At 31.8% G+C, this 14,714-nt stretch carries 12 protein-coding genes and 1 pseudogene; 2 read left to right on the top strand and 11 right to left on the bottom strand.

Annotated features, from left to right (window positions below):
- Positions 1-15: 15 nt before the first annotated feature.
- Positions 16-210, bottom strand: a complete 195-nt coding sequence (gene rpsU / locus BUA99_RS12950; RefSeq protein WP_072993116.1) for a 30S ribosomal protein S21 — start codon at positions 208-210, stop codon at positions 16-18.
- A 345-nt stretch (positions 211-555) separates the two neighbouring features.
- Here rpsU and BUA99_RS12945 point away from each other — a divergent pair, with 345 nt between their 5' ends.
- Positions 556-1,380, top strand: a complete 825-nt coding sequence (locus BUA99_RS12945; protein ID WP_234972977.1) for an endonuclease/exonuclease/phosphatase family protein — start codon at positions 556-558, stop codon at positions 1,378-1,380.
- A gap of 153 nt (positions 1,381-1,533) precedes the next feature.
- Here the strand turns inward: BUA99_RS12945 and BUA99_RS12940 are convergent, their stop codons facing one another.
- The 4 genes from BUA99_RS12940 to BUA99_RS12930 form a co-directional block, all read right to left on the bottom strand.
- A complete protein-coding gene (locus BUA99_RS12940) occupies positions 1,534-2,703 on the bottom strand; it encodes an acyl-CoA dehydrogenase family protein (protein WP_072993110.1) in 1,170 nt (389 codons plus the stop codon).
- Between the two features lie 178 nt (positions 2,704-2,881).
- Positions 2,882-3,739, bottom strand: coding sequence for a ComEA family DNA-binding protein (locus BUA99_RS12935; protein WP_084673558.1), 858 nt, complete (start codon positions 3,737-3,739; stop codon positions 2,882-2,884).
- Positions 3,740-3,775: 36 nt separating this feature from the next.
- A complete protein-coding gene (locus BUA99_RS15265; protein WP_200778667.1) occupies positions 3,776-3,940 on the bottom strand; it encodes a hypothetical protein in 165 nt (54 codons plus the stop codon).
- A 20-nt stretch (positions 3,941-3,960) separates the two neighbouring features.
- Positions 3,961-5,631 (bottom strand): sodium-dependent transporter, encoded by a 1,671-nt coding sequence (locus tag BUA99_RS12930; RefSeq protein WP_072993104.1) that lies wholly within the window; start codon positions 5,629-5,631, stop codon positions 3,961-3,963.
- A 227-nt stretch (positions 5,632-5,858) separates the two neighbouring features.
- On the opposite strand from BUA99_RS12930, the gene BUA99_RS12925 reads away from it, so the two are divergent.
- Positions 5,859-7,334 (top strand): amino acid permease, encoded by a 1,476-nt coding sequence (locus BUA99_RS12925; RefSeq protein ID WP_072993101.1) that lies wholly within the window; start codon positions 5,859-5,861, stop codon positions 7,332-7,334.
- Between the two features lie 73 nt (positions 7,335-7,407).
- Here BUA99_RS12925 and BUA99_RS12920 read toward each other — a convergent pair whose 3' ends face one another.
- From BUA99_RS12920 to BUA99_RS12895, 6 genes and pseudogenes are all read right to left on the bottom strand, one after another.
- A complete protein-coding gene (locus tag BUA99_RS12920; RefSeq protein ID WP_072993372.1) occupies positions 7,408-7,635 on the bottom strand; it encodes a PspC family transcriptional regulator in 228 nt (75 codons plus the stop codon).
- 107 nt (positions 7,636-7,742) lie between these two features.
- On the bottom strand, positions 7,743-9,014 hold the full coding sequence (locus BUA99_RS12915) for a DUF2851 family protein (RefSeq protein WP_072993098.1): 1,272 nt from the start codon (positions 9,012-9,014) through the stop codon (positions 7,743-7,745).
- Between the two features lie 137 nt (positions 9,015-9,151).
- A complete protein-coding gene (locus BUA99_RS12910) occupies positions 9,152-10,513 on the bottom strand; it encodes a pyridoxal-phosphate dependent enzyme (RefSeq protein WP_072993095.1) in 1,362 nt (453 codons plus the stop codon).
- A 368-nt stretch (positions 10,514-10,881) separates the two neighbouring features.
- Positions 10,882-12,792, bottom strand: coding sequence for a putative porin (locus tag BUA99_RS12905; protein WP_234972975.1), 1,911 nt, complete (start codon positions 12,790-12,792; stop codon positions 10,882-10,884).
- A 270-nt stretch (positions 12,793-13,062) separates the two neighbouring features.
- A pseudogene (locus BUA99_RS12900) lies at positions 13,063-13,287 on the bottom strand (RagB/SusD family nutrient uptake outer membrane protein); the annotation flags it as partial.
- 30 nt (positions 13,288-13,317) lie between these two features.
- Complete coding sequence (locus BUA99_RS12895) at positions 13,318-14,709, bottom strand: RagB/SusD family nutrient uptake outer membrane protein (protein ID WP_072993088.1); 1,392 nt, start codon at positions 14,707-14,709, stop codon at positions 13,318-13,320.
- Positions 14,710-14,714 lie beyond the last annotated feature (5 nt).

The raw sequence follows: 14,714 nt of genomic DNA, 5'->3' as shown, positions 1-14,714 counted from the left end.
ATTTAATGGAATCGACTAACTCTCTAAGTTATCTTTCATATTTTGGATATAAGCCGCTTTTTGAATTTTGATTCTATTGGTTACTGATGGTTTAATAAAAGCAGTACGTGCTCTTAGTTGACGAACAGTTCCTGTTTTATCAAATTTTCTTTTGTAACGTTTTAACGCTCTATCGATATTTTCTCCGTCTTTAATTGGTATAATTAACATAATATAGACACCCCCTTTCTTTAAGTCTGCAAAAGTAGAATAATAATGCGAACTAACAAGGATTTGTTTATCTTTATTTTAATTTAAACAACTTTAGAATTTATGTGGTTTATCATTATTTCATCATTATTACTAATCGCTAGCTTCCTACCCTACCTACCACTTTCACATTGGTTTTATAGATTTTTTGAATTTGCTAAAATTCAGATATTTCTTTTGCAGCTTAGCTTACTAATATCGAGTTATATATTGCTGTATAATTTTTCGATCTTAATTTTGTCACTACAATTTTTAACATCTTTAAGCATAATAATACATGCTGTAATACTCTTTAAATACACCAACTTGAATAAGTCTATCAAGAAAGAGCAATGTGGATCATCTTCACAAATGATCACTATAATATCAGCTAATGTATATCAGGATAACAAACAGTATGATTCTTTTTTAAAATTAATACAAAAATACGATCCGGATATTATTTTAACGATGGAATCGGACGAAAAATGGGAAAAATCGCTTGAGATTTTAGAAGTAAATTACAAATACACTGTGAAAGTAAGCCAAAATAATACTTACGGAATGCATTTGTATTCCAAATTAAAAATAGTAGATCACTCTGTACATTATTTTGTAGCTGATGATTTACCTAGTATAGAGGCAAAAATAACGACAGAAGACAATTACAATTTTACTTTTTTTGCCGTTCATCCACCTCCACCAAGTCCTACCGAGGAGGAAAACGCTAAAGAACGCGATGGAGAACTTTTAAGTATTGCTAAAAAAATAAAAAAAAATGCTGATACGTGCGTTGTATTAGGAGATTTTAATAATGTAGCATGGGCCAAATCATCCATCTTATTTAGAAAGACCAGTGAGACAATTGATGGCAGAATTGGTCGTGGATTTATATCTACATTTCACACTAAATATTGGTTCTTGAGATTTCCAATTGCTTTAATTTTTCACACTCCTGATGTTTTTGTTGATGATTTAAAAAGCCTTGAGTATTTTGGATCTGATCATTTTCCTATTTACGCTAAATTTTTTATTAATAAAAAAACAGCAAAACAAGAACATTTGGTCCATGAATTAGAAAGCAAAGAACACGATATTGTACAAGAAATAATTCAAGAAGGTATAAATGAAAAAAGCGAAAATCGGGATTGATTATCGCTTTTTTTTCTTAAAATTTTATTACACTTCTTAAAACCCTTAAACAGATATGTTATCTAGTCTTGGATAATTTAATTGTTGATTAAAAAAGATTTAAATTATGAAAAACTGCTGTTAAAATATACTTGATGGTACATGTGAAATTTCTTAATTAACGGCTGGCTTATAATTTTTATTATCTATAATCATTTTTGACAAAATCTCTTTCAAAATCTCGGAGGTTCCGCCACCTATCGGTCCTAATCTACTATCTCTTAAAAGACGAGCCAATGGATATTCCTCCATATAACCGTAACCTCCTAACATTTGTAAACAACTGTAGATTGTTTCGTCAGCTACCTTAGTTGATTTTAATTTTGCCATGGTTGCCTCCTTAACTACATATTCGCCTTTATCCAACCGTGCTGCAGCAGCATAATTAAATACTTTGCAATGCTCAACATCAGTTGCATGTTCTACAATTTTATGACGTAACGCTTGAAACTTATCTATTTTTTTACCAAAAGCCTCTCTTTGTGACATGTATTCGATGGTATAATCAATTGCATATTCAGCCCTAGCATGACCATTAATAGCCATTATAAGTCGCTCTGAAGCAAAGTGTTGCATAATATACGGAAACCCTTTACCTTCTTCTCCCATTAGATTATTAAGTGGAATCTCTACGTTGTCAAATGCAATTTCCGCAGTATCCGACGCTCTCCAGCCTAATTTATCTAATTTTGTTGCAGAAATACCGCTGGTTGCTGTATCGACTAAAAAAATACTTATTCCTTTGTTACCTTGACTTGGATCTGTTTTTGCAGCTACGATATAATAATCAGCATACACTCCGTTTGTAATAAACGTTTTTGATCCATTTAAGATATACTTATCTCCTTCTTTTACTGCAGTAGAACGCATACCCGCAACGTCACTACCTCCAAATGGTTCTGTAATACACAAGGCACCTATTTTTTTACCGGCAATACTAGGTACTAAATACTCCTGTTTAATTCTTTCATCACCTTCAGCATTTAAATGTGTCATTGCCAAATAAGCGTGAGCCCACATTGCAGCAGCAAAACCTGAGGATTTAATTTTTTGTAATTCTTCTAGAAAAATAACAGTATAAAATAAATCTAAATTCAAACCTCCATAAGCTTCAGGATATGCTATACCAAAGAAACCCATTTCACCAAATTTTTCCCAAATAAAACGCTCTATTGTTCCTGTTTTTTCCCATTTCTCAATATGAGGCACCACTTCTTTTTGAAGAAATTCTTTTAAACTCTTTCTAAATAATTGATGCTCTTCTGTGAAATAAATTGATTCCATATAAATTCTATATTTTTTTTATTTGTTGAATTAACAGCGACACAAAGCAATTGCTTTAAATCACTAAATAGTTTTAAAAAATTAATATCCAAATATGTGTTTTGAGTATAAAACTATAATTTGTAAAATAATTTTGTCGATTTTTAATAAGTGCTTTTAATTAACTGATTACGAACTTCTATTTAAAGTCCAAATATAAAGTAATTATTTTTGCTTTATCAACAGGAAATCCCTTAATTTTTGTTAAATCCTCAATATTCTTAAAATCTCCATTCATACTTCTGTATGTAACTATTTCTTTTGAAAGTGAATATCTAAAGTAATAGAACTGCGAAAGTTCTTTTAAAGAAGCATTATTAATATCAATTTTTCTTATTTCAGGCACTGTTCTAATCTCAAAGTGCTTATTCAAATTTTCAATAACCTCTAGTGACAAACCCCATACATCGTTCATTTGGTCCATCGAAACAAAACCGTTTAATATTTCTTTTTGCTTCAAAATCCGGAGTGAAATAGCCTCTCCTATGCCATATATTTTGATTAAATCTTCTTTTGTTGCTTTGTTTATGTCAATGACCACTAACTTTTCTTTACTGGTGAACGTCTTATCACTGTAATTTTCAAATTTTTTAAGATGCTTTTTATTAGCAACCCAATCTGGAAACTTAAACAGCGGCGATAACTTTTTTAACAAGGAATCAGATATTTGAGTAACTCGTTGAAATTCATCAGCAGAATTAACAAACTTATTTGCTTTGCGAAATTCTAACAATCGGTCGATTTCTGCAACTGACATTCCTAATTTATAACCTTTATAATCTGTGATAAAGTTTGGATTAAATAGAAAAATTTTACCGGGCGCATTTCTACTTAAAATTTTTAAAGAATCCACCTCTGATTGAAGTGATAGCCACTTTTGTTTTTCTGGATCGTTTTTGGGTAAAACTGAAAAATCAATAAAGAAATAAACAATTTGAAGCGCAACAATGAGTGACAATAAAGCAAAAATCCCTTTTCGTTGATCACTAGTGAACATAAAAAAGGATTTAAACTTATTCATAAATAGTAAAAATTATATTTTTTCAGACTCTTGTCTCACATCCTCGTCATTGTTCTCGCTAAAAGAGTCTGGTTCTTGTTTAGGCGGTATAGTTAGTACTTTATAAAAAAAATAAACCGCTAAAACAGTGACAATTCCTTGCGTCAGTATCATGGTAATTAATGCTTCTGTATTCATTTTAATCTTTTTTAGGGTTTTTAAAGTGTAGCTCTTCCTTCTCTACGTCTTTTGAGAAATGCTATGTATACTAATAAACTGATAAATACAAATAAACCTATGAGTAAAAGTCTAGCGAAGTTCAAATACATTATTTTGTCTTGTAGTTGTTCAATCAAAACTGGATCAGTGGCTAATGCTATTTGATCTCTGATTCCTGCATGCATCACTGTTTTAATTATGGAACCATTATCTAACGTCCATCCACTTCCAGAGGCAAGGCTTACAACATTTTCTGACCACTTGTTATCTAAAGGTTTAAACAAGGAACCAAGAAATATAATAATCAACATGACCGGTGTAATATATTTAATTATAAATTTATAAATATTTGGTACTTTAATATCAGCACCGCTCGTGATTTCTCTCCATCCTTTGTCCATCCCAAAAATCCAAGAGAAAAGAATAGTTTCTAACATTGCAAAAACAACTAAACTAACGGTTCCCGCCCAATAATCATATTCATCAAAAACACCTTCTTTATAAAAAATAACAGTTGGCAATCCTAATATTAATATCATAGCCCCAAAAGACCATGCTCCTTTATTTTTAGACCATCCAAATTCATCTCTCATAAATCCCATCCATGGAGTTCCCATTGCTAATGAAGAGGTGATTCCAGCAAAAAATAGCAATCCAAACCAGCAGACACCCGCAATAACTGCTAAAGCGGGACCCCATTGCTGGAATAGATATGGCATTGTTTGAAAAGCCATTCCAAAACCTGCATTTTGAAGAACCCAATCCAAACCTAAGTATCCCGCTGCAATAGGAATTACAATTAAACTTCCTAAAACAACTTCTACAAATTCATTCATAAATCCAGCTGAAACTGCATTTAAAGCAATATCATCTTTAGAGTCAATATAGGCTGCGTAGCAATGAATAGTTCCCATCCCTACTGATAAAGTAAAGAAAATTTGTCCTGCGGCAGCCATCCATACTTTTAAATCGAGTATCGATTCATATTGCGGTGTCCAGAGAAAATTCAAACCATCCCAAGCATTTGCATCAGGAAAAATATCAGAAGCACCAGAAGTTCCAAGGGTTAAACCTCTAACTGCTAATACTACTCCAAATAGAATCAATAATGGCATACCAACTTTAGCTACTTTTTCAATTCCACCAATACCTTTTGATAAAATATAGGTATTTAGTAATAAGCAAATAACATAAAATATAACAGCTTCATAAGGAAGACCGGTTGTAGAATGCGCTATATCAGTGTATGAATTAAAAAATCCAGCAACTTCTGCTTGACTCATTCCGTCGAATGTTCCTCTTATAGTATGATACACATACGACATCGTCCATGATTCAATATAACAATAATAGGCCGCTACAGCAATATTTGTAAAAATTCCAAAGACACCAATGTATTTGAGAATTCTACCTTTTACCATCGAATCTAAAATATAGGGAGTACTGTGATTTCCAAATTTACCTCCAAATCTACCAGAAGACCATTCAATAAATAACAAAGGAATTCCCATAACGAGGAAACAAATTAAATAAGGAATTATGAAAGCCCCACCGCCGTTTTGAACAGCTTGCACTGGGAATCTTAAAAAATTACCTAGACCAACAGCGTTCCCTGCCATGGCTAGTATGAGACCAACTCGTGAGCCCCAAGAATCAACTTTTACTGACATATAAATGTGTTATGTTATTTTCCAAAGATAATAAAACAATCGAAAAATTAGTACTCAATCATTAACTACATAAAAAAGATAGGGATAAATGACAATAAATCTTAGAATTAATTCAAAATTAGAATTATAAACTATAATTAGTTCCGTAATATATTAAGCTAAAAATATTATTTTATTTAAAATAAATAATACATTTGGGCACAATTAATACTAAAATTTATAAATATATGTCAATTTGGAAAACTAAACCACTTTCGGTTTTATTGAGTGAAGCAACTGAAGATGAAAAAGGACTGAAAAGAACTTTATCTGCAAGATCACTAGTCGCTTTAGGAGTGGGTGCTATCATTGGTGCCGGGTTATTTTCACTAACAGGAATTGCAGCAGCTGATAATGCAGGTCCGGCAGTCACTTTATCTTTTATTCTTGCTTCCGTTGGATGTGCATTTGCAGGATTGTGTTATGCTGAATTTGCTTCAATGATTCCTGTTGCAGGGAGTGCCTATACCTATTCTTACGCCACAATGGGCGAATTTGTTGCTTGGATAATTGGTTGGGATTTAGTTTTAGAATATGCATTAGGTGCTGCAACTGTAGCGGTCAGTTGGTCTCAATACGTTGATAAATTTCTTCAGAATTACGGAATTCACATTCCTAATTCTATATTGCACGGTCCATGGGACACGACGCCAGGAATTATTAATTTGCCATCCATATTTATCATTTGTTTACTTTCTGTTTTATTAATACGCGGTACAAAAGAATCGGCTTTAATAAATAACATCTTAGTTATTTTGAAAGTAACCGTGGTAATTGTATTTATTGGTTTAGGCTGGGGATTTATGAATAGCGCAAATCACACTCCTTTCATACCTGTTAATGAGGGTGAAGCCCTGCTAAGTTCTGGAGAAATGTCTTTCCTTAATTTCTTTAGTAGTGATTATTTTGGTCATTATGGATGGAGTGGTATTTTAAGAGGTGCTGGTGTTGTATTTTTTGCTTTTATTGGTTTTGATGCAGTATCTACAGCTGCTCAAGAGGCAAAAGATCCACAAAAAGGAATGCCAATAGGTATCTTAGGGTCATTAATAATTTGTACTGTTCTATATGTACTTTTTGCTTTTGTATTAACTGGTTTAGAAAACTACTTAAATTTTAAAGGTGATGCGAGTCCCGTTACCACTGCATTTGCAAAAACAGGATATACATTTTTAAATTCAGGACTAACAATCGCTATAATTGCGGGCTATACTTCTGTAATGTTAGTTATGTTGATGGGGCAAAGCAGAGTTTTTTATAGTATGAGCGTTGATGGTTTGTTACCAAAGTTCTTTAGCACCTTACACACTAAAAATAGAACCCCTTATAAAACAAATTTACTTTTTATGGTATTTGTAAGTTTATTTGCGGGCTTTGTTCCAGTATCGGATCTTGGCCACATGGTAAGTATAGGTACTCTATTTGCATTTTGTTTAGTTTGTATTGGGGTAATTGTTATGAGAAAAACTAATCCAGATGCAGTGCGAGGTTTCAGAGTGCCTTTTGTACCAGTATTTCCTATTATTGGTGTTGTTATTTGCTTAGTTCTAATGGCTGGTTTACCTATTGAAAGCTGGGAAAGATTAGCAATTTGGATGATTCTTGGAGTAGTAATCTACTTCTTTTACAGTAAGAAAAACAGTAAATTAAATAACCCAGAATAATAATTATTTTTAAATAAAGAAAGAAGGATTATGAAGTATTGATACTTTATAATCCTTTTTTTATGGATTTATTTTATAAATCAAAAACAGAAGTTCTTTTCGCACGAATTAAATCTTTCAAACGAATCCAGAAAGCCAGAGTTAAATATACTCCAAAACCAAGACCTGCTGTAACAAAAGAGATGTAAATAAAAAATATCCTGACGCTGCTAGCTCTCATCCCTAAAGCATCTGCTAACCGAGTTGAGACATGAAAACCATGCTTCTCAAAAAAAAATTTAAGCTTTATTATTGCTGACATAGCATTTGATTTTAGTAATTGGCAATTGGCAATTGGCAATTGGCAATTGGCAAAATTACAAAATTAATCAATTGACATATTTTCTATTTTCTCATTTTTACTTATTTTTACTTATTTTTTAGCAGTTCCATCCCTACGGAACAATCAAGACATCTACTTAAATTACAATATTCATTTTTCAATTGTAACAAGGACTGTGTTTCAAATGCATTTTTAGATTTTATTCCAAAAGAATCAAATTTATCAATGATTGCATTTTTCTCAGCAGAAACTTCATTTAGTAAATTAATTAAATCTTCAGCGCCTTCTTTTCCTATACTTTTAGCGTAAGCGAACTGAAGCGGAATAATTGTATTGATCATAATTAAATCAATAAAAGACTTCGATAACACCTTTTTCTTTTTTGGGCTCTCCTTATCAAATTGATAATGATTCTGCCAATAAGTTGACGCGGAAACTTGAAAAATAGTATAGCTTTTATTAGAAGATTTCAATTCACTAATCTTTGAAAATAAATTTTGATGTAAATGGTAAAGATTAGCTAATTGCGATAACCGAATTGTAGGAAAATTATCTGGTCTATGTTTAAAAAACTGAACCGGATTTAATATAATATGGTCAATCTGATATTTTTGTAGTAGATAAAAATATCTAAATTTCAAGTTTTTAAAGTACACATCTTCTTTATCAACTTCTAATAATCCAGCCATCCCAAAAATTAAAGCTTCTAAATTTTCAACTTCATAACTTTCTTTGCGAATTACTGAAAACGGAATGGATTGCGCAATTTTCATAAAGGTTTGTCCATTAGTATTTAAACCAAAGTTTTTTGCTAATAAAATAAATAAAACAGCTTCCCAATCAGAATTCGATTGGTTCAGCAACTCAAAAATAGGTTTAGACTTTCGCTCCAATCGTTCAAAAAAGAGTCGTTCTTGCCAGTTTTTCAAAGTGAATTGATCAATTTCTTTGATTTGTTTTTCGCAAAAAATCCAAGATTTTGGCGTGAGAAGAGACTGGTAGGACAATACCATCTTGTGATCAACATAATTTTTTATTTCGAGCACTGGAATTTCACTATTATCACTTCTAAAAACAGCAGCATCATGTTCCCAAACAACATGGAGAATTACATTTTCATAACCAGAGTCAATTTCATGATTATGTGCATACCAATCAGAAGATTTAATATGAATTTCAACATTTCCTGCCCACTTTTGATCTCCAATTCGTATTTGAGCGTTGAAGAAATCAGGTCCTGCTAATTCTAAGTATTGACCCACATTAATTATCGTAATTTCCTCATGACTAGAAGTTTTTAAATTCAAACTATCAAATTTCTTAAATTTCCAAATATAATGAAGAAAATCTTCTTTCATATAGACCGTATTAGATTGAATACTAATGTACTAAAAAAATCAATCTACATTTGCTACCACAAAAAAAAATATAAAAAAAACCTGCATAGAAAATATTTCGAGCAGGTTTGTTTTTAACACGTATTTTAGTTTTTCCTTTATTTTATTGAACCAATAATGTCATATTTAGTAATAATATGAAATTTACCATTATCTAATTCAACCAGAACAGCTGCATTATCTTTTGTAAATAACTTTGAAACCTCTTCTATCGCAGTTTTCTGTTTAACTATGGGAAATGGTTTACCCATAATCTCTTTTATAGGTTTATCGGCGACATCTTTGTTTGCGACATAGCTTTGAAATAAGTCACTTTCATCGACTGATCCTACAAATCCTGAGATGTCTATTACTGGTATTTGAGAAATTTTGAATTTTCGCATTCGCTCAATTGCATGAGAAACGAGTTCTTCAGTACGAACCACTATTAATGATTTATCAAGATGTTCCTTGATAACATCCTCAGCTTTAATTATTTCTTTGTCAAGAAAACCGCGCTCTCTCATCCAGTCATCATTAAAGATTTTACCTACGTAACGACTTCCCGAATCGTGAAATAAAACAACCACGACATCACTTGGTTTAAAATGTTCTTTTAATTGTAACAAGCCTTTGATTGCTGCGCCAGCCGAATTTCCCACAAAAATTCCCTCTTCTAATGCAATTCTTCTCGTGTATACAGCCGCATCTTTATCAGTCACTTTTGTAAAACCATCTATCAGCGAGAAATCAACATTTTTAGGTAGAATATCCTCGCCTATTCCTTCAGTGATATAAGAATAAATTTCATTTTCATCAAATATACCGGTTTCGTGATATTTTTTAAAAACTGATCCATAAGTATCGATTCCCCAAATTTTTATATTTGGATTTTTTTCTTTTAAATATTTAGCTACTCCAGATATAGTTCCTCCAGTTCCTACACCAACAACAAAGTGGGTAATCTTACCAGCGGTTTGCTCCCATATTTCTGGACCAGTTTGCTCATAATGTGCGATCGCATTCGATGGATTATCATACTGATTTACATACCAAGAATTAGGAGTTTCATCTGCTAATCTTTTGGAAACCGAATAATAAGATCTAGGATCTGTAGGCTCAACATCTGTGGGACAAACTACAACTTTCGCACCAACAGCACGCAGGATATCCATTTTTTCTTTAGATTGTTTGTCAGAAATAACACAAATTAATTTATATCCTTTTACTATTGCTACTAAAGCAAGCCCCATTCCCGTATTGCCAGAAGTACCCTCAATAATTGTACCTCCCGGCTGTAAACGACCGTCAGCCTCGGCATCTGCAATCATTTTTACGGCCATTCTATCTTTTACAGAATTTCCAGGATTAAACGTTTCGACTTTAGCCAATATAAGGGCATCGACTTCTGCAGTGATTTTATTAAGTTTGACTAAAGGCGTATTTCCTATTGTTCCAAGTATATTTTCTGCGTATTGCATTTGAATTTATCTTTTTTTAAATCTCATTTGTTATAAAATGATTTGCAAAGATACTGTTTTGTTACAAAAAATAATATTGATCTTTAAGTAATGAAAATAATGTAGTCCTAAGTACCGATATGCTTTATGAATTTAAGACAATTTGCGGTTTTCCATAAAGTAGTGCGATTGAATAAACTACAAAGTCGAATAGAGATGAGAGAATTAGCAATAAATAATGACCATCTTATCCTGCCTTAGTTAATGAAAATATGCTTATACGATGAAAAAGGTATCGTCGAAACTGTACGTAGAAAGCTGAACTTACCACCGATTTTTAAAGTAACAACGGTTAAAAATTCACAATAGTGACAAATAATATTACAAGTTTAATTAAAGAAATTCCATATCAAACCAAATCGAATTGTAAAATCTCTTGAAGGATTATTTGGCGAAGCATAGAAATTGTTACCCGTTAAAGAAGAGTTAAAATGCTCCGCTTTAAAATAAATTCTAGTTCTTTGAATTTTGGCATTAACAAAAAAATCAAAATTAGGATGATTACCAATTTCTTTTTCATTCTGAACAAAAAATTCTCCAATTACAGGATTATAATCATTTGCATAATAATTTGAAAAATAGTTTAAAGTCACACCCGTTTGTAAAAACAAAGCCTTTTTAAACATGTAAGTCGTATAATAAATAGTGTTTCTAGTCACGATTTCCGGAACGTTGAGAATTAAATCACTTTGCTCGGTTTTTTGATATAAAATAGTATTGTCCAATGCGAATTTTCCAAATTTAAATTCTCTACTTGCTTTTATTGAAGCATAATTGATTGTACCGTTAAATTGTTTTGGTGCCAATATTAGAGTTCTTTGTGATTTTTGCTCATTACTTGAAGTATTTTCAAAATATAGATGGTCATTCAATACTGAAAATTGGAACTCAGCATTTACCCATGGAGTAAGAGCTTTAGCTTTTATTACATTAATTTTTTCGTTTTTAAAATTATTAGACCAGTTGTACTGCACAAAACTACTTTGATATAAGTTATAATTATTATTTGGTAATTTATTAAGGTTTTGATATTGAAATGCCAACTGAATTTGATCATTCCAATCGTATTTTAATTGTGCGTCAAAGTTGGAAAGCGACTGCGTTGTTATAGATCTGGAATATAAAAACTTTCCATTCCACTTATTTCTAGTATAATCATATTGTCCACCAGCACTATTAATTTGCTGACTGAATGAACTAGGAATTGTGTTTTGATTATCGAATATGAGAATTCTATTGTAGTAATAATTCGATCTAAAATCATCAACAAAAAACAAAAATTTACCTAAAGTAGTATTTTCATAAATAGCTCCTGCACGATTATACATTTTATTATAGCGTGTTTGATCATTTATTCCGTTATCAACGAAAGAATCACCAAAACGTAAAACAGACTCGTTGCCTACTGTTGAAAAAACTGTTTGTTGATTGTATTCAAAAAACTTGTTTTCGTAGTTAAACTGATGCGTCACATAAATATTATTAGAGCCCTTTTTTGAATTGAGTCGAAAATTATGATCTACAAAAATTCTTTTTCCTTTTAAAAATGATTTTGCATCATTTAAAAAAACTTCAAATCGTTGTCTGTTATTATAGTTGGGATCTTCACTTTCAAAATTATTAATAGTCGTAATTCCACCATTTTCTTCATTCAAAATATCTTGATAGGTATAATGTGCTTTTAGAAAATATCTTTTATTTTTAGTGTTGTAATTAGTTGTGAACCTAAAATTTCCTGTACTGGACAATTGATTAATATACTCTCCCTCTGAACGCAGTCCCTTATACGCAATTGAAAAATTAAGATTTTCTGAAGTATTTAAAGTTATAAACGCGTCCACTGACTGCCCTTTTTTTATTGTAGTTTTAAAATATAACTCCGTTAATGGTGTTGCGACAGAATAATATTTAATTTGGTTTGCTTCTAAAAAATTAAAATGCTTCGCTTTAAAACCAAATTCAGGATAGGGTGAAATATCTACTAAATCGTATTGTAAAGTATTATAAGTTTGTCCATCATTAGCAAAAGGTAAAAGGCCAAAAATATCTTTCCTCAAGTAGTTGTGGCTATATTCTTTTTGGATAGTAAGAGACGTATCTACGTAAGTTGTGTCTCTATCGATTGTAATTACTCTATATAAATCAATTGATGCAATTTTGGCTTTTGCGGTGTCAACTAAAATTTTTTTGTCAATTGAAGGACTAAAGTCTTTTACAGTCCTTACTTGAGAAAATAACATTAAAGGTAAAATGGAAAAAAATATAATATAGATAATCCTCATTAGAAAAAGATGTGGTTAAAATGTCTTTTGTTAAACTGTTGTTGAGCAAAGGTAAATGAATATAGTGTTAAATTAAATAATTAGTCTATTTCCACGCACTAAAAACTAATATTTAGTAATTACCTTGGGTGTACCTATGTTCTATCAAAATTTATAAATTTGTATTAATAAAAAAACCTCCCTGATATTTAAATCAAAGAGGCTTCCAAAATAATATTAAAATTAAAACTAGTATCCAGGGTTTTGCTGTAAATTACTGTTTAAATCTATTGCAAATTGTGATATTGGCATCTGCCACTTGAAATTTCCAGCTGGTACAGTTAATGCTGTAGTTTCAACTTTAGTTCCAGTTCCATCAGCGTAGTCACCTTCCACTGCATTTCTAACCATTGATAAACCTAATCTCTTTAAAGTAAAAAAACGGTCCATTTCAAATGCTAATTCTAGTCTTCTCTCTAATAATAAAAAATAATTAAAATTAAATTAATATCCAGTATTCTGCGTTAGATTAGGATTATTATCTCTTTCTCTTTGCGGTATAGGGAATACAACTTTATCCGCATTCGGCTGCGATTTAGAAAAGTTATCCATGGCCGAAGACCTTAAAGGCAAATTATTTCTTAAAAGATCCATTCTTCTTAAGCCCTCAAAACAAAACTCTTTTCGTCTTTCTACTAAAATATCATTTAAAGATGTAATTGTCGTAAGCGGCAATAATGATGCTCTTACTCTAGTACGATTTAAATCTCTAACTGGAGTATCGTATTTGGATGTACCAGCTCTAAAATTAGCTTCCGCTCTAATCAAATACATTTCAGAAACACGTAATATGTTCGGATCATCTGTATTAGCGAGACCATTGGGATATTTAGTAGTAAACAAAGAAGACCTGTTTTTAGCATCAACACCGATTCTTGACAAAGAATATCTTAAATCACCTGCCTCAGATTCAAACGCAGCTCTTAAGTTAGGAGAGAAAGGAGCGTCTCCTCTACCACCATTAGCAGTAGGACTATATAATTTTGAAAATGACTCAGCAAACCCAGAATCTCCAGCTATATTTTGTAGTTGAAAAACATGTTCTGAACTTGTCGCATTGTAGAAAGCATAGTTTGTTGCAATCGTGATTCCTGGCGCACTAATTACATCATTTGCTCTCTCAATAGCTTCTGGAAACCTTTCTTGGTATAAATATAATCGTGCTAACAATGCATTGGCCGCAGATGCAGTAGCCTTATCTTTTGCAGTGTTTGTTATTGTACTTCTAGCAAATATTAAGTCTTTTTCTATGAAATCATAAACTTCTTTAAGTGTTGACCTAGAAGGTTTATTCACAGTACCTTGAAAAGGCTCTGAAACTAAAGGAACAGATAAACTAGCGCCAGTAGGGTCTTGCTTTAACTGCTTTCCAAACATTTGTGAAAGCTTAAAATACAATAATGCCCTAACAAATCTAGCCTGTCCAACTAAATTATCTTTGTTTGCTGCAGTAAAGGTTGTTACATTCATCAATGGAACATTCTTAATAATCATATTAGCCTGGTTGATGCTAAAATAATTAGCATTCCAAATATTTAAAATAGAAGTGTTATCCGAAAGCGTATTGTAAGTATAAATCTCGTCAAATGTAGGAAAAGAACCCACGAATTCAACATTGTCTGACTGCCACTCACCCATCGTGTCAGGTATACCAGAAAGAACGTTGGAACTTTGCATTGAGCTATACATACCATTTATTGCGTTTCCAGCAAGCGCTTCTGTGGAAAATATTATGGTTGGGGTTAATGAATCCTCAGGAGCTAATTCCAGCGAGTTATCACAACTTGCAAAAACAAGTGCTGACACAGCAAAAAGGATGTTTTTTATATTTTTCATATTGA

Source organism: Flavobacterium segetis (assembly GCF_900129575.1).
GTDB lineage: Bacteria > Bacteroidota > Bacteroidia > Flavobacteriales > Flavobacteriaceae > Flavobacterium > Flavobacterium segetis.
Note: the sequence above shows the minus strand (reverse complement) of the source record. Positions and strands in the feature narration are given on the sequence as shown.

What these genes read in the sequence shown, in the direction of transcription:
- BUA99_RS12905 (WP_234972975.1), bottom strand. Translation starts at nt 12,792, where the DNA reads ATGTTATTTTCTCAAGTAAGGACTGTAAAAGACTTTAGTCCTTCAATT.
- BUA99_RS12925 (WP_072993101.1), top strand. Translation starts at nt 5,859, where the DNA reads ATGTCAATTTGGAAAACTAAACCACTTTCGGTTTTATTGAGTGAAGCA.
- BUA99_RS12935 (WP_084673558.1), bottom strand. Translation starts at nt 3,739, where the DNA reads ATGTTCACTAGTGATCAACGAAAAGGGATTTTTGCTTTATTGTCACTC.
- BUA99_RS12895 (WP_072993088.1), bottom strand. Translation starts at nt 14,709, where the DNA reads ATGAAAAATATAAAAAACATCCTTTTTGCTGTGTCAGCACTTGTTTTT.
- BUA99_RS12910 (WP_072993095.1), bottom strand. Translation starts at nt 10,513, where the DNA reads ATGCAATACGCAGAAAATATACTTGGAACAATAGGAAATACGCCTTTA.
- rpsU (WP_072993116.1), bottom strand. Translation starts at nt 210, where the DNA reads ATGTTAATTATACCAATTAAAGACGGAGAAAATATCGATAGAGCGTTA.
- BUA99_RS15265 (WP_200778667.1), bottom strand. Translation starts at nt 3,940, where the DNA reads ATGAATACAGAAGCATTAATTACCATGATACTGACGCAAGGAATTGTC.
- BUA99_RS12920 (WP_072993372.1), bottom strand. Translation starts at nt 7,635, where the DNA reads ATGTCAGCAATAATAAAGCTTAAATTTTTTTTTGAGAAGCATGGTTTT.
- BUA99_RS12940 (WP_072993110.1), bottom strand. Translation starts at nt 2,703, where the DNA reads ATGGAATCAATTTATTTCACAGAAGAGCATCAATTATTTAGAAAGAGT.
- BUA99_RS12915 (WP_072993098.1), bottom strand. Translation starts at nt 9,014, where the DNA reads ATGAAAGAAGATTTTCTTCATTATATTTGGAAATTTAAGAAATTTGAT.
- BUA99_RS12930 (WP_072993104.1), bottom strand. Translation starts at nt 5,631, where the DNA reads ATGTCAGTAAAAGTTGATTCTTGGGGCTCACGAGTTGGTCTCATACTA.